General features: G+C 61.0%; 12 protein-coding genes. 6 read left to right on the forward strand and 6 right to left on the reverse strand.

All coding sequences use genetic code 11. The features are described 5' to 3' along the window. Positions 1-153: 153 nt before the first annotated feature. On the reverse strand, positions 154-1530 hold the full coding sequence (locus CWC48_RS23875) for a VOC family protein (RefSeq protein WP_078048823.1): 1377 nt from the start codon (positions 1528-1530) through the stop codon (positions 154-156). 289 nt (positions 1531-1819) lie between these two features. Between CWC48_RS23875 and CWC48_RS23880 the strand changes: the two genes are divergently transcribed. From CWC48_RS23880 to CWC48_RS23890, 3 genes are all read left to right on the forward strand, one after another. After that, positions 1820-3229 carry an OprD family outer membrane porin gene (locus CWC48_RS23880; RefSeq protein WP_078048822.1) on the forward strand — a complete coding sequence of 470 codons (1410 nt, stop codon included), beginning with the start codon at positions 1820-1822 and terminating at the stop codon, positions 3227-3229. Positions 3230-3298: 69 nt separating this feature from the next. Beyond that, a complete protein-coding gene (locus CWC48_RS23885) occupies positions 3299-5935 on the forward strand; it encodes a glucosidase (RefSeq protein ID WP_100490469.1) in 2637 nt (878 codons plus the stop codon). Positions 5936-6148: 213 nt separating this feature from the next. Continuing rightward, complete coding sequence (locus CWC48_RS23890) at positions 6149-6742, forward strand: hypothetical protein (RefSeq protein ID WP_100490470.1); 594 nt, start codon at positions 6149-6151, stop codon at positions 6740-6742. A gap of 62 nt (positions 6743-6804) precedes the next feature. Here CWC48_RS23890 and CWC48_RS23895 read toward each other — a convergent pair whose 3' ends face one another. Both CWC48_RS23895 and CWC48_RS23900 read right to left on the reverse strand, forming a co-directional pair. Next, positions 6805-7119, reverse strand: coding sequence for an SCP2 sterol-binding domain-containing protein (locus CWC48_RS23895; RefSeq protein ID WP_078048819.1), 315 nt, complete (start codon positions 7117-7119; stop codon positions 6805-6807). Between the two features lie 56 nt (positions 7120-7175). Further along, positions 7176-7886 (reverse strand): histidine phosphatase family protein, encoded by a 711-nt coding sequence (locus CWC48_RS23900; RefSeq protein WP_099491681.1) that lies wholly within the window; start codon positions 7884-7886, stop codon positions 7176-7178. Between the two features lie 195 nt (positions 7887-8081). Here CWC48_RS23900 and sohB point away from each other — a divergent pair, with 195 nt between their 5' ends. Further along, positions 8082-9107 (forward strand): protease SohB, encoded by a 1026-nt coding sequence (gene sohB, locus CWC48_RS23905; protein WP_049712929.1) that lies wholly within the window; start codon positions 8082-8084, stop codon positions 9105-9107. 38 nt (positions 9108-9145) lie between these two features. Here the strand turns inward: sohB and CWC48_RS23910 are convergent, their stop codons facing one another. Further along, the gene (locus CWC48_RS23910) at positions 9146-10675 is read right to left on the reverse strand and encodes an MFS transporter (RefSeq protein WP_100490471.1); all 1530 of its coding nucleotides are present in this window, start codon (positions 10673-10675) and stop codon (positions 9146-9148) included. A 150-nt stretch (positions 10676-10825) separates the two neighbouring features. Here CWC48_RS23910 and CWC48_RS23915 point away from each other — a divergent pair, with 150 nt between their 5' ends. Next, complete coding sequence (locus CWC48_RS23915) at positions 10826-11713, forward strand: LysR family transcriptional regulator (protein ID WP_099491677.1); 888 nt, start codon at positions 10826-10828, stop codon at positions 11711-11713. On the opposite strand, the gene CWC48_RS23920 is transcribed toward CWC48_RS23915, so the two are convergent. Further along, a complete protein-coding gene (locus CWC48_RS23920) occupies positions 11691-12806 on the reverse strand; it encodes an alcohol dehydrogenase catalytic domain-containing protein (protein ID WP_100490472.1) in 1116 nt (371 codons plus the stop codon). The genes CWC48_RS23915 and CWC48_RS23920 overlap by 23 nt on opposite strands. 64 nt (positions 12807-12870) lie before the next feature. Continuing rightward, positions 12871-13878 (reverse strand): substrate-binding domain-containing protein, encoded by a 1008-nt coding sequence (locus CWC48_RS23925; RefSeq protein ID WP_078048815.1) that lies wholly within the window; start codon positions 13876-13878, stop codon positions 12871-12873. A 478-nt stretch (positions 13879-14356) separates the two neighbouring features. On the opposite strand from CWC48_RS23925, the gene CWC48_RS23930 reads away from it, so the two are divergent. Then, complete coding sequence (locus CWC48_RS23930; protein WP_100490473.1) at positions 14357-15925, forward strand: TerC family protein; 1569 nt, start codon at positions 14357-14359, stop codon at positions 15923-15925. The last annotated feature ends 36 nt before the right edge of the window (positions 15926-15961 follow it).

A 15961-nucleotide genomic window follows, 5' to 3' on the forward strand; every position in this document is an offset into this window, starting at 1 on the left:
CCGTCCGCGTTCCTACGGGGCGCGGACACATTTATTCAGAATTGTCCGGGGGACAGGATTCTTCCCACTGCCTATCATGCCGACCGCCCACCCGGCTCTGGGGACTTTTTGCGGCGCAAGGATTGCGCTGGTGAGCCGGGTGGGCACTTCATTTCATGCCAGCAGTGTTCTCGTGCATTCATCGACAGAGCGCTGCTGCGTCTCGCCATACAGCTTCAATTCATCAATCGTCTGGCGCCCCAGTGCCTTTTCAAACTCAGCCTGGTTCGAGTTCGCCGCGTAGTGACTCTGCGCCGCATCCCCCAGGTTCGACTGGAAAATCCCCGCTGCACTCACCGGCAGGAAGTCCTCATACACCAACGGCTCCACATCGATATGGCCCGCCGCGATCAGTGCTTGCAGTGTGCGCGGTTGCTCGGCTGTGCCACGTGCTGCCACACCTTGCGCGGTGGGAAAGTAGCGGAAGTACGCCAGGCCCTGGTCACGCATCTGCGCGTGGTTATCCGGGAAGGCCTGGAAGTGCTGTTCCATCAATTCGACATAACGTGCGGCGTTGCCCTCATTGGGAAAGGCGCCGAGTTCGTCGCGTGCGGCGTTCAGGAGTTGGTCGTACAGTGCGCGGCCCTTGGGGGTGAGGGCGACGCCGCGCTGTTCGATTTCGCCAAACCGTGCGCTGTGGCTGCCTTGGGCGTCGGTGAAGGCGATGGGTTCGTCGAGGGCTTTGAAGCTGGTCTGGCGCAGCAGGATTGGGCAGTGGCGGCGGGGCGGGCCTTCGATCACGGCCTTGGGGGTGATGCCCTTGCCGGGCATGGCGGCCTGGACCTGGTCGATGTCCAGGGTGCGCGGGGTCAGGTGGTTGATGTGCGGGCCCTTGAAGGCGACCACGTCGGCGATCAGGCGGTGCTGGTCGCTCAGTTGCTGGTACTGCGCGCCGGTGACGGTGGCGGTGTGGTGCCAGCGGAAGGTTTCCAGGGCCTGGCGGATAAACTCGTCGGCGTCCTGGGCATTGAGGCCGCCGTGCTGTTCCGCTTGTTCGATCAGCGCCAAGGCGCCTGGGGTGAAGATCGAACGCTTGGCCAGCGCCGCTTCGGCGAAGGCGCGCAGCTCGGGGTTTTCGATCAGTTCCAGGCGCAGCAATGAGGTGAATACCCGAAACGGACTGGTTTGCAGCGCCTGCTCGTGCACCGCGCGAAAGGCGGTGGAGTGCACCGGCACGCCGGCCGGGGTCAGGTCGTAGTAGCCCACCGGCTGCATGCCCATCACCGCGAACAAGCGGCAGATGGTCGCCAGCTCAGCGGCGGTGCCCAGGCGGATCGCGCCGTGGCGTTCCATGTCCAGGCGCTGGATTTCGCCGGTGCGTTGCAGCTGTTGCGCCAGCTGCGGTTGGGTGTCGAGCACGTGGGCATTGGTCTCGGCCACCAGCTCCATCAGCGCGCCATACAGCGGAACTTCATCCCGGTACATGTCGGACATGGCCTTGGAAAAGCCCTTGCGGATCTCGTCTGGGCTGACATGTGCGGTGCTAGGCATAGAAAAATTCCTGATGGTTGTGGCGATGAAGGTGGCCTTTGCCTGGATTCTGTTGAGCGCCAGGCCAAGTGGCAAACGAAGATTCTTCAGGACTTCATTCTGCAAATGAATGAGATGACGTGAAGATGACAAAAAACGGCCCGTGCGAAATTTCATTTTCACGCGTATTTCCTAACTAATTCTTCACGGAACCCGCCCCGGTCGGCATGAAAGAATCGTCACGTTTGCAAGGATGAAAACGCCGTTATGCACATCACGCACATAAAAAAATGTTTAGGGGCCGTCGTTAATGAAAATTTCTACACTGGCGTTGTCGATCACCGCCGCCGTTCTTGCACAACACGCATTCGCTGACGATTTCGGGCTCGGCTCTCTGGGCACGGGCAATGGTCACAGCGGTTTCCTTGAAGACAGCCATGCGTCCGTCAGTTCGCGGACCATGTACTACAGCGCAGACAACCGCTCGGGGACCAACAACGATCTGCGCGAAGCCGCCACCGCGCTGCGTTTTGACTACAAATCCGGGTTCACCCAGGGCACGGTTGGCCTTGGTTTCGACGTCATGGCCTTCGGTGCGCTGCGCCTGGACGGTGGTGATGGTCACACCGCGGGCCCAGGCTTGGCGGGCAACGGCAACAGCTTCTTCCCGACCAAGAACAACGGCACCGAGCCTGCCGATTCCTTCGGTCGCGCGGCGGGCAATGTGAAGTTCCGCATCTCCCAGACCGAGTTGCACGTGGGTGGCGGCTTGGCGCCGGTCTTGCCGATCCTGGTGTCCAACGACAGCCGCGTGGCACCGCAGACCTTCGACGGCGGCATCCTGACCTCGAATGACATTCCCAATGTCACCTTCACTGGTGGTGAGCTGAACCGCGCCGAAGGCCGTGCCTCCAGCAACTCCACAGGCTTGAGCGTGGCAGGCGGCACCCGCGACAGCGACAGCTTCAAATTCGGCGGGGTGGACTACAAGCCGTTTGGTTCTTCCGACAATGTGGTCGCGAAAAACCTGACGTTGCAGTACTACTACGCCCAACTGCAAGACTTCTACAAACAGAACTACGTCGGCCTGGTCCACGTACTGCCGTTGGGCAATGACCAGTCGTTCAAGACCGACCTGCGCTACTTCGACAGCTCCAGCGACGGCAAGAATGGCGAGAGCGGCTACCAGTTCAACAACAACGGTGGCTACGCCAAGCACGCCAACGAAGTGGACAACAAAACCTACAGTGCGGCCTTCACCTATCAGTTGGGTGGCAGCAGCCTGATGCTCGGCCACATCGGCGTGGGTGACGACGGCGGCTTCGTGTGGGTCAACCAGGGCAGCCTGGCCGACCCTCACGCACAAGGCGCCGGCGGCAGCGACTTCTACCTGTTCACCGACGCCGTGGTCGGCCAGTTCTCCCGCGCGGGCGAGCAGGTCAACTTTGGCCAGTACTCGTATGACTTCAAGGCCTACGTTCCTGGCTTGAAGGCATCGGTTGCTTACCTGGACGGTTCGGACATCAAGTCGAAGGTCGCCGGCGGCCCTGACCAGAAAGAAAACGAAGCCGACTTCCGCCTGGACTACGTGGTGCAGGCCGGTCCTCTGAAAGGCTTCGGTACCACCTTGCGTACCGGCACCTATCACGGCAAGAACACCGGCACCGCCGACCAGGATCAAACCCGCCTGATCTTCAACTACACCTACGCCATCTTCTAAGTCTTCATGTGCACCCGGGCGTCATTGGGCTCTACACTGCCTCTCACCTGGTAGGCGATGGAGGACCCAATGACGGCCACCCCCGACACCCGAATACTTGATACAACCGAAGGCCAACGCTTGGCGCTGCCGGATGCCGAGCGATGGCGCGAGTGGGGCCCCTATTTAAGCGAACGCCAATGGGGCACGGTGCGTGAAGACTACAGCGCCGATGGCGATGCCTGGGCTTACTTCCCCCATGAACATGCGCGCAGCCGCGCCTATCGCTGGGGCGAAGATGGCCTGGCCGGTTTCAGCGACAAGGCGCAACGCTGGTGCCTGGGCCTGGCCCTGTGGAACGAGCGCGATGCGATCATCAAGGAACGCCTGTTCGGCCTCAATAACGCCGAGGGAAACCACGGTGAAGACGTCAAGGAGCTGTACTTCTTCGTTGACGGCGTACCGAGCCATGCCTACATGCGCATGCTCTACAAATACCCGCATGCCGCCTTTCCCTACGCCGACCTGATCAGCGAGAACGCCCGCCGTGGCCTGGACGATGCCGAGTACGAGATCCTCGATACCGGCGTGTTCGAAGATAACCGCTACTGCGATGTCAGCGTCGAATACGCCAAGCATCAACCCGATGACCTCTTCATGCGCGTCAGCGTGCATAACCGTTCCGACCAGCCAACCCGCTTGCAGGTAATGCCCCAACTGTGGGCGCGCAATGACTGGAGCTGGAGCTTTGACGCGGCCAAGCCGCAACTGAAGCTGGACGGGGAACAGGTACTGGCGCAGCACCCTGAACTAACAGATCGTCACCTCAGCGCCTGGGGCCAGGAGGGGGTGGAATGGTTGTTCTGCGAAAACGAGAGCAACTTTCCCCGCCTGGATGGGCAGCCGGCGCCGGGGCCGTTCAAGGACGGGATCAACGATTACGTGGTCGAGGGTGTTCAGTCGGCCATTCGGCGGGACAGTGGTACCAAAGTCGCGGCACGTTTCATCGTCGAACTGGCAGGCCTGGAAAGCAAAACCCTCTACCTGCGCTTTGCGCCCGTCGACGCGCCGCAGGTCAACGCCCGGAAGCTGTTCGAGGCGCGCCGCCAGGAGGCCGATGACTTCTACGCGGCCTTGCAACACGACATCCACGATGACGATGCGCGCAATGTGCAACGCCAAGCGCTGGCCGGGTTGTTGTGGTCCAAGCAGTTGTACTATTTCGACGTCAACCAATGGCTCGACGGCGACCCGGCCCAACCCGCGCCACCGCCCGAGCGCCTGCATATCCGCAATACCCATTGGCGGCACCTGTCGAATTTCGACATCCTTTCCATGCCCGACACTTGGGAATACCCGTGGTATGCCTCCTGGGACCAGGGCTTCCAGGCCGTGGCCATGGCGCTGATCGACCCAGGGTATGCCAAGCAACAACTGCTGTTGCTGGTGAAGGATCGCTTCATGCACCCCAACGGCCAGTTACCGGCGTATGAGTGGCGCTTCGACGACGCCAACCCACCGGTGCATGCGTGGGCCAGTTGGCGCGTTTATCAGCAGGACAAGGCACTGACCGGCGTAGGCGATATGGATTTCCTTGAGCGGATTTTCCACAAGCTCCTGCTGAATTTTTCCTGGTGGGTCAACCGCAAGGACGCCGAGGGCCGCAACCTGTTCCAGGGCGGGTTTCTGGGGCTGGACAATATCGCCTTGTTTGACCGTTCGGCCACGCTGCCGACGGGTTATCAGCTGGACCAGGCCGACGGCACCGCCTGGGTCGCCGCCTATGCGCTGGACTTGATGCGCATCGGCCTGGAGCTGGCCAAGCGCAACGTGGTGTACGTGGATATCGCGGTGAAGTTTTTCGAGCATTTCCTGTACATCGCTGGCGCCATCAACCGCGTCGACGACAGCGCCGAAGGCCTGTGGGACGAGCAGGACCGGTTTTTCTACGACGTGCTGCACCGCCCCGACGGCCAGAATGAACCGGTGCGCCTGCGTTCGATGGTTGGCCTGATGCCGCTGTTTGCCGTGCTGGTGCTGGAACAGCGTGAGCATGAAGGCCTGGAAGGTTTGCGCGAGCGCTTGCTGGGCTTTATGGAGCACCGGCCAGACCTGGCCAAACTGGTGTCACGCTGGAACGAACCGGGGCAGGGCAACCGCCTGTTGCTGGCCTTGTTGCGGGGCGAGCGCACCAAGGACTTGTTGCGGCGCATGCTCGATGACAGCGAGTTCTTGTCGACGTATGGCGTGCGCTCCTTGTCCAAGGCCTTCGCCGAACAGCCGCTGGCGTTGAAGATGAATGGCAACACCCTGTGTGCGCGCTACCAACCGGGCGAATCCGACTCGCGCCTGTACGGCGGCAACTCCAATTGGCGCGGGCCATTGTGGATGCCGGTGAACTACATGCTGATCGAATCGCTGCGCGAGTTTCACCGCTACTACGCGGATAACTTCTCGGTGGAGTACCCGACGGGCAGCGGTTATCTGGCGTCACTTGAAGAAGTGGCCGACAGCCTCAGCCAACGTCTCACGCGATTGTTTTTGCGCGATGAAGATGGCCTGCGCCCGTCGATGTCGGGCTATGCGCAATTGGAAGCAGACCCGGCCAGTCGCGACCTGGTGTTGTTCCATGAGTATTTCCATGGCGAAACCGGGCGTGGGTTAGGGGCGTCGCATCAGACGGGGTGGAGTGCGTTGGTGGCGTTGCTGCTGCAGCCGAAAATCTAAGCTGCGCCACTGATCTGCTTTTCTGTGGGAGCTGGCTTGCCTGGGATGACGTCGGCACTGCCTGCATCAATGTTGTCGGGTCCACCGCTATCGCAGGCAAGCCAGCTCCCACATTGAAACTCCATGGCTTGCGAAATGGCAGGCAAAAAAATCCCGCCACCGAAAGGTCTGCATCAGGTAAATTCGCCACCCCTTCAGACAAGGATGTAGACGATGGCGAATGTTTTCGCGCGGGTTGGCAGTGCAGGCCTATTGGGGGCACTGCTGATCACCTGCGGCGTGTTGATCACTTCACTGTATTCCCGAGAAAGCGCTGCGGCGCCGCTGATGATGCATTGCCGCGAATGCGAGAAAGGTGACGACACCTTCGATGCAACAAAATGGTTCAGCAGCGGCATGTACCGCCTTGAAACGGATATTGTACCCAACCCGATGCGGTCGATGACTCGCACTCATCCGGTGGTCTTCAAAGCCAAGGACAATGACCAACTGGTCGAGGCCGCGCTGTGTGGAATCGGCGATGTGCTCCCATCCTTCGATCCCCGCGCGTTTGAAGCACAGTGGCCCGTGTTAACCAAGCGCGTACGTTACAGCTACAGCTTTTTTATGCTGCCCGATGAACCCCGGGACCTCTATGACATGTACTTGCAAGTGGGCAAATACAAGCTGGTGATCGTGGTTGGGCTTGACGTCAATACCGGTGAAATCACCGCCGAGTATGAAGGGCGTGTGATTCGTGAAAACGATGGTAATGACCCTGCGTACATGGACACGTTCGAAGAAATGGATGACGCCAACACCCGCTGACCGGGAGGTTGGCTGAACGAAAAATCCCGCCGAAAGGCGGGATTTTTTTGAGCGCAGCCTTATCAGGCCGGGAACAGCTCGCTCAGTTTCATGGCCAGCATCATGTCGCCTTCGGTGCGCAGCTTGCCGCTCATGAAGGCCTGCATGCCGTCGGTGTCGCCGCTGACGATGCCTTCCATGGTTTCGCCGTCGGTGACCAGGGTCACTTGGGCGTCAGGGTTTTCGCCTTCCAGCAGTTCGCAGGTGTTGTCCTTGACCACCAGCGAGAAGTTCTGGGTGTCGTCGATACGGAAACCGAACACCAGGTCCAGGCCGTCAGCGGCGGCTGGGTTGAATTTGGCTTTCATTGCTTCTACAGCTTTGGCTACGTCAGTCATGGTTTCGATCCTTTAGGGTAGAGTCCAGTGACCTTGGGGTCACGGTTGGCCGCCGCTCATCGGAACGTGATGAGTTGCGGCGCCTTCAACAGTTGCAAGTGGGTATGACTGTTGAAGGAAGCCAGTGCCACCTCGCGACCACGGAATTTCAGTTGGTTGAGCGAAGTGTTAACAATTTGCCAATTCAGCTCGAAGGCCTGGGCGGCGGGCATTCGAGTGATCAGGTGAAGCAGGGCGGTGATAGTCCCGCCGGAGGTGAACACCGCGATCTTCTGCGCGTTGTCCGCCGCTTCAAGAATGCGTTGCAAGCCACCCTGCACGCGCTCCACAAAGCCCAGCCAGCTCTCCAGCCCCGGCGGGTCATAGGTGCCGGCCAGCCAGCGCTCGATGATCAAGGCGAAGATGCGCTGGAATTCGCTGCGGTTCTGCGCGGCATTGCGCAGGATCTCCAGGGCTTCGGGTTCGGTGGTGAGCAAGTCGGGGAGCAGGGCGCGAATGATCGCGTCGGCATCGAATTCGTTGAAGGCGCTGTCGATTTCCAGCGCCGGTACCGGCAGGCCGAGGGTGCTGTACTGATCGAAGGCGGCGGTGGCGGTGTGCTGCTGGCGGCGCAGGTCGCCGGCCACGCAGCGGTCGAACACCAGGCCCATGTCCGCCAAGTGGCGGCCGAGCACTTGCGCCTGCTCCACGCCGACGGGCGACAGGACGTCGTAGTCGTCTGCACCGAAGGAGGCCTGGCCATGTCGAATCAGATAGATGCTGCCCACGTCCGTTTTCCCGGTACGTTGAAAGTCTGGCGAGGTTATGAGGATGCCTGCGAGCTGTCAATGAAAAAACATACGCTTGTTTTAAAAGCTCGTTGGAGCCGATCGTTGCTGGCCGTTTGATCACTGGCCCGAACGCGATGCCGTCGGTATGCTTGGGCCATCCGCGCCTGGCGCACCGCACTTGTAAGGAGAACTATGGATTTTCTGGCCGAATACGCGAGCTTTCTGGCGAAGACCGTCACCCTGGTGGTCGCTATTCTGGTGGTACTGATCAGCTTCGCGGCACTGCGCAGCAAAGGTCGTCGCAAATCTGCCGGCCAGTTGCAGGTCAGCAAGCTCAATGACTTCTACAAAGGCCTGCGTGAGCGCCTGGAATCGAGCCTGCTCGACAAGGACCAACTCAAGGCCCTGCGCAAGTCCGAAGGCAAGGCTGAAAAGAAGAAGGGCAAGCAGAAAGCCGAGGCCAAGCCACGGGTGTTCGTGCTGGATTTCGACGGTGACATCAAGGCCTCGGCCACTGAAAGCCTGCGCCACGAAATCACCGCGCTGCTGAGCCTGGCGACCCCGAAGGATGAAGTGGTGCTGCGCCTGGAAAGTGGCGGCGGCATGGTCCACAGCTATGGCCTGGCGTCCTCGCAACTGGCGCGTATCCGCCAGGCAGGCGTGCCGCTGACCGTGTGTATCGACAAGGTCGCTGCCAGCGGCGGCTACATGATGGCGTGCATTGGCGAGAAGATCATCAGCGCGCCGTTTGCCATCCTTGGTTCGATTGGCGTGGTGGCGCAACTGCCCAACGTCAACCGCCTGCTGAAAAAGCATGATATCGACTTCGAAGTCCTGACCGCCGGCGAGTACAAGCGCACCCTCACAGTGTTTGGCGAGAACACCGAGAAGGGTCGCGAGAAGTTCCAGGAAGACCTGGACATCACTCACCAGTTGTTCAAGAACTTCGTTTCCCGTTATCGCCCGCAGTTGGCAATCGATGATGTAGCGACCGGAGAAGTGTGGCTGGGTGTTGCAGCCCTCGACAAGCAACTGGTCGATGAGCTGCAGACCAGTGACGAATACCTGGCCACCAAGGCCAAGACCGCCGAGGTGTTCCACCTGCACTATGCCGAGCGCAAGAGCCTGCAGGAGCGCGTGGGCCTGGCGGCCAGTGGCTCGGTAGACCGGGTGCTGCTGACCTGGTGGAGCCGGTTGACCCAGCAGCGGTTCTGGTAAACCCGATCCCAAGATGATCACCTGTAGGAGCTCGGCTCCTACAGGTTTTGCGGTGTCAGGGCGGGCGCTGACGGGATGGGGTTGCGCATCAGTGTACCGACCACCAGCGCGCCGAGTAATCCCAACAACCCCGCCACCCACAACACCCCGCTGAACCCACCCACAAACGCCTGCCGTGCCAGCGGCTGCACCACCGCCTGTGCCGACGCCGGCAACAGGCCCATGGCTGCCGGCATATCGCCCGCCACGACCCGCGAAGCAATGCCCGCCACCTGTGCCTGCCACTGTGCATCGATTGTCGCGCTCAGCAGTTGCTCGCTGTGACTGCTCAACAACGCCCCGTACACGCCAATCGCCAACATGATCGCGCTGAAGCGCATGGTCGTGCTCATGCCTGACGCCATCCCCGCGCGGTCGCGTGGCACGCAGGCCATGATGTTTTTCTGCGTATCGCCATTGAGCAGGCCGGCACCGGCGCCAGTGACGGCAATCGCCAGGGCGAAGGGCAGGTAGCCGCCGGCGTTCACCGCCCAGGCACTCAACAGGTTGCCGCAGCCGACCAGCGTCAGCCCGGTGGCCATCATCGTTGCGGGGGCAAAGCGGGTGGCCAGGCGTGCGCCGATGCGTGGACACACCAGCATGGTCAGGGCGAACGGCAACATGCCCAGGCCCGAGGCTATCGCGGAGAACCCCAAGCCGTTCTGCAGGTAAAACGGCAGCAGCGTCATCATCACCTGGGCACACCCGGCGTAGGCAAACATCCCCAGCAGCGCGCCGATAAAGCGTGGGTGCCGGAACAATTGCAGGTCGACCATCGGCCGTTGCTGCACGCGTTCAACCCCGACGAACACACCCAGCAACACTGCGCCGCCCAACAGGCGGGCATAGGTCAGCGGGTTATCCCAACCGATCCGGTTGGCCTCGATCAGCCCCCAGATCAAGCACAGCAGGCTGGCGCTGAAGGCCAGGCTGCCCCAGGGATCAAGCCGTGCGGACTGGGTATCGCGGGACTCCGCAATCGTGCGCAGCACCAGGCCCATCAGCACCAGGCCTACCGGCAGGTTGAGGTAGAAGATCCAGCGCCAACCCAGGTACTGCGTGATCAGGCCACCCAGCGTCGGCGCGGCGGTCATTGCCACCCCCATGCATGCGCCCCAGAAGGCCCAGGCCTTGGCGCGCTCCACGTCATCGTGGAAGGTGTGACCGATGGATGCCAATGCCGAGGTCAGCAACAGCGCGGCACCCACGCCTTTGATGGCGCGGGCGATATCAAGGATCAGCGCAGTCGGCGCAGCACCGCAACCCAATGACGCCAGGATAAAAATGCCTAGCCCCCAGATCAGGGTTTTCTTGCGCCCGAACCGGTCGGCAATGCTGCCGGCCGGCAGCAACAGCGCGGCGAATGCCAGCATGTAGGCGCTGACCACCCATTCGATATCGGCAAAGTTCGCCCCGAGGTCGCGGGCGATGCTCGGCAGGGTGACGGCGACGATATTGGTGTCGAGCACAATCAGCGAGCAGACCCCGGACGCGGTCAGCAAGGTAAGGCGTGGGCTGACGCGAGTCATGACGGTATTACCTCAGGGGCAATAGGGAAAATGCAGTTGACGGACATCGCAAGCGCTCTCTACTGTTCTAGTCGCTCCAGCATAAGCGTGCTGCCCCGTGTTCTTGTTAGCCTGGCGCCGCAACTTCATTACCTTTGAGCTAATCCTTAAATGGAAATTCGCCATTTTCGCTACTTTCTCGCCGTCGCCCGCCAACGCAGCTTCACCCGCGCCGCCGAGCAATTGGGTATTGCACCCCCGACCTTGAGTCGGCAGATCCAGGACATGGAGGCCAGCCTGGGTACCCGCCTGTTTATCCGTCAGCAGCGTGAAGTCAGCCTCACCGAGGCCGGGGCCGCGCTGCTGATCGAGGCGGAGGCAACGGTGCGCCAGTTTGAATGTGCCCAGCGCAATGCCCAGCGCGCCGGGCGCGGGGAGATCGGCCATATCGAGTTGGGCTACGTGGCGTCGGCGGTGTATTCCGGCGTGCTGCAGCGGCAGATGCAGGGTTTTTGCCAGGCGTTTCCCGATGTCAGCGTGAACGTGCGCGAGTGCGCCATGGCGACATTGCCGGGTGCGGTGGCGGATGGGCGCTGCGACATCGGCTATATCCGTTCACCCATGACCTTGCCGGAGGGAGTGGAGGCGGTGCGCCTGGACAGTGAAGGGTTTGTGCTGGCCTTGCCGCAGGATTCGTGGCTGTTGGGGTTGAAAGCCATCAACTGCGAGCACCTGCAAAACGAGACCTTCATCCTGCCGGAGCAAATCAGCGGCACGCTGCACGTGGCCGCCCAAGGCGGTTTTGCGCCGCGCCTGGGCCCGCAGCCGGGTGGATTGGTGGCGGTGGTGGCGCTGGTGTCATTGGGGCAGGGCGTGGCGGTGGTGCCGGCGTCGGTGGTTGGGCATGTGAGCTTGCCGGGGGTGGTGTACCGTGCGATCCAGGACAGCGACGCGTCGTCCTGGCTGTCGTTGATCTACCGGCGCTTCGAGAAAGCGCCGGCAGTCGCGCGGTACATCCAGCAGGTCAGGCAGCAGGTCAGGGCTCAAGCACAACCTTGAGGGATTTGTCGCCACGCTCCATCACCGCGAACGCTTCCTTGAAATCCGCCAGGGCGAACTTGTGGGTGACCACGTCGCGCATATCGATCTTGCGGTTGCCGATAAAGTCGATGGCGCGCGGATACATATAGGGTCCCAGGTGCGAGCCGAGCACATCCAGCTCCTTGCGGTCGCCAATGATCGACCAATCCACCGTGGCTTCGTCATTGAACACGCTGAACTCGACGAACCGCCCCAGCTTGCGCAGCATCGCCAGGCCTTGGTTGACGGCTTTGTGATGGCCGGTGGCTTCGATGTAGATGTCGCAGCCGTAGCCATCGGTGATTTCGCGGATCTTCGCCAGCACGTCGACTTCGGCCGGGTTCCATACTTCGTCGGCGCCCATGCGCAGGGCGAGGGCGCTGCGCTCGGGCTTCATGTCCAGCACGATGAGTTTCTTCGGGTTGCGCATGCGTACTGCGCCGATGATGCCCAGGCCCAGGGTGCCGGCACCGGCGACCACCACCACGTCGTCAAAGTCCACATTGGCGCGCTCGGCGGCGTGCAGCGAGCAGGCCAGCGGTTCGATCAGGATGGCTTCGTCCGGGGCGATGGAGTCCGGCACTTTATGGATGATGCCTTCCTTGGTGAAGATCATGTATTGGGCCATGGCGCCCTGCACATTGTTCTGGAAGCCATACAGGTCGTGTTTCTGGCACATCCAGTACTGGCCGTGGTTGCAAAAGCGGCAGCCCCAGCACGGCACGATCTGCTCGGAAATGACCCGGTCGCCGACCTTCACGCCGCGTTTTTCCGCGCCAGGTCCCAGGGCGACCACGCGGCACACGAACTCATGGCCGGGGATCATCGGTGGTTTCACATAGCGTGGCTGCTCGGCATCGCCCCAGAACGAGGGGGCGCCGCGATACGTGTTGATGTCGCCCATGCAGATCCCGCACAGCTCGACCTTGGTGAGGATTTCTTCGGGGCCGGGAGTGGGTACATCGACGGTTTCCAGTCGGTAGTCTTCCGGGCCATGGCAGACCACGGCCTGCATGGTTTTCGGGATGACGGGCAGCAGCTGGTCTTGCGGGCGTTCGGTGACAGTGGACATGGCAGGCCTCACAACAAAGATGAACGGATCGCTCCCGCATGAGGAGCGATCAACCGACGACGGGTTACTTGGCGCCGCTGACTTGCTTGTACAGCGCATCGGCGTTGGCGTTGGTCACGGGCACCCACGGCAGGATGTAGTTCTTCGCGCTGCCGTCCCCCCATTTCACGTCCTTGGCATACCGCTCCCAAATCACCGAGCGAGGTTTGTAGTCGCTGCCGGCCAGGGCGCGCAGGGCCACGTCCAGCGCACCTTGGGACTGGGCCTGCGCATCCTGCAGGAAGGTGGTCACTTCGTCTTTCTTGGCGGCCTGGATTGCATCCGGCATACCGTCGATGGACGTGACCGGCACGTCCTTGGAGGTCAGGCCGTGGGATTTCAGCGCCTGTACCGCGCCGAGGGCCATGTCGTCGTTCTGCGCGATGACACCGTTGATGCCTTTGGGGTGGGCGTTCAGCCAGTCTTCGGTGAGCGCCAAGGCTTGGGCGCGGTCCCAGTTGGCGGTCTTTTTCTCGATGATCTTGATGTCTGGGTGCTTGCCCAGCACTTCCAGCTCGCCTTTTTCTCGGTCGATCTGCGCCGACTGGCCAATCGGGCCCTGGATGATCACCACATTGCCCTTGCCATTGAGCTTGTCGACCATGGCCTGGGCTTGCAGGCGCCCACCTTCCACGTCGTCGTTGCCCACGTAGGGTACGGAGGCATCGGCGACCTTGGTGTTGGAGGCGATCACCACCACGTCATTGCTCATGGCCTGTTTCACCGTGCCCACGCCGGCCTTGGTGTCGATGGGCACAAACAGGATGGCGTCGTAGTGCTGCGTCACCATGTTTTCGATCTGGTTGTTCTGGGTCAGTGCGTCGTAGTTGCCGTCGAACACGGTCAGCTGCACGGTGCCGTCCTTCACGGCGGGGTGCTCCTTGAGCTCGCGCACCCAGTTCTGCATGAATTGGCCCTTGAGGCCATAGACCGCGGCACCGACCTTGTAGGTCTTGCCGTCGGCGGCCAGGGCGATGCTGCTGGCGAGGAGGGAGAGGGCCGCAGCGGCGGCGAAGGTCGTAGCAAGTTTCATGATGAGCACCCCATTTATTGTTGTAGTCAGTCGTTCATTCATTGCCTTGTGCTGATCATATGTTTATCAAATGAAAATCTGATCGGTCAAATGCTTTCGTGAAAAACTCAGAAATAGGCTTTTTTAGGGTGCTTTGGCGATATTTGCGGGATGGATGGCACGGCTTTTGATGGGTTTTTCATGATATAAATTTCATTGAGTGATCATATGATCGTACTTGCTGGGCGTGTTTTACAGATCTTGTAATAGTTTTACGTTGTGGGAGATTTCCGTTTCGACTGTACGATTCAAGTCCTTTTGTCATTTCAGGATTTGCATGAACACCCTCTCGGAGCCTCCCAGTCGTCTTTCCCCAAGACATCCGCTGCCGCTGTTCCCGTTGAAGCACCCCGTATTCCGACTGCCAGCCTTGTCCCGGTCCACTGACCGCGCCTCGCCGTGTCCGGCATTCTGAACATCGACCCAAGAGACTCTATAAATGGAATGGTTAGCGGATCCAACGGCCTGGCTCGGCCTGTTGACCTTGATTGTGTTGGAACTGGTACTGGGTATCGACAACCTGGTGTTTATCGCGATCCTGGCGGACAAGCTGCCGCCGGAACAGCGTGACCGTGCGCGCTTGATTGGCCTGTCCCTGGCGTTGCTGATGCGCCTGGGCCTGTTGGCGAGTATTTCCTGGCTGGTGACCCTCACCCAGCCGCTGTTCGAGGTGTTCGACAAGAGTTTCTCCGGTCGTGACCTGATCATGCTGTTTGGTGGTGTGTTCCTGCTGTTCAAGGCCACCATGGAATTGCATGAGCGCCTCGAAGGGCATGTGGCCCAGCGCACGGGCAATGTGGCCTACGCGATGTTCTGGCCGATCGTGGCGCAGATCGTGGTGCTTGACGCGGTGTTTTCCCTCGACGCGGTGATCACCGCCGTGGGCATGGTCGATGAGCTGGCGGTGATGATGATCGCGGTGATCGTGTCCATCGGCCTGATGATCGTGGCGAGCAAGCCGCTGACCCGCTTCGTCAATGCCCACCCGACCGTGATCATGCTGTGCCTGGGTTTCTTGATGATGATCGGTTTCGCCCTGACCGCCGAAGGCCTGGGCTTCCATATTCCAAAGGGTTACCTGTACGCGGCCATTGGTTTCTCGATCCTGATCGAAGTGTTCAACCAGATCGCCCGTTCACGTCGCAAGAAGTCGGCGCAAGGCGTGTTGCCAGTGCGTGAGCGTACCGCCCACGCGGTGATGCGTTTGCTTGGCGGCCGCAGCCTGGCAGTGGAAGAAGTGGGCGAAGACGTCGCCGATCTGCTGGGTGAACCGGATGCGGCACAGGGCCCGCTGTTCGATCGACGTGAACGCGTGATGATCAGCGGTGTGCTGCAACTGGCCGAACGGCCGATCCGCACGCTGATGACGCCGCGGGCCAAGGTGGACTGCATCGATCTGGCGGACGATCCCGACAGTATTCGCCTGAAACTGATGCACTCGTCCTATTCGCGGCTGCCGTTGATCCGCGACGGTGCAGTCGATGAGCCCCTGGGCTTCGTGCACAAGAAGGAATTGCTCAAGGAATACCTGGCCGGCAACGAGCCGAACCTGGAGCACCTGGCACGCCGCGCAATTAACCTGCTGGAGAGTTTTTCGATCCTCAATGCCTTGGAGCAGATGCGCCAGGAGTCGACCCACATTGCGTTCGTGATCAACGAATTCGGTGACTTCATGGGGGTGTTGAGCATGACCGACATTCTTGAATCCATCGCCGGCGAGTTGCCGGACGCGAGCGAAATCGAGGGGCCGGATATCGTCGAAGAGGGCGATGGCTTCCGCGCCAATGGCGCCTTGAACCTCACGCAGATTCGCCAGCGCACCGGTTTCAAAGCTGTTGCGACCGAGGATTACCAGACGCTCGCCGGCCTGGTGATGAGCCTGCTCGACCGCCTCCCAGTGGTGGGCGATAGCCTGGAGCATGAGGGCTGGCGCCTGACGGTGGCGGCGGTGGAGGAGCGCCGGGTGACGCAGGTTTGCCTGGCGCCTGCTGCTGCGCATAGAGACTGAATAGGTCCTTGAGTGTTCGCTCCTGGGTTTCCCAGG

It is taken from the genome of Pseudomonas sp. S10E 269 (assembly GCF_002798465.1).
Classification (GTDB): domain Bacteria; phylum Pseudomonadota; class Gammaproteobacteria; order Pseudomonadales; family Pseudomonadaceae; genus Aquipseudomonas; species Aquipseudomonas pergaminensis.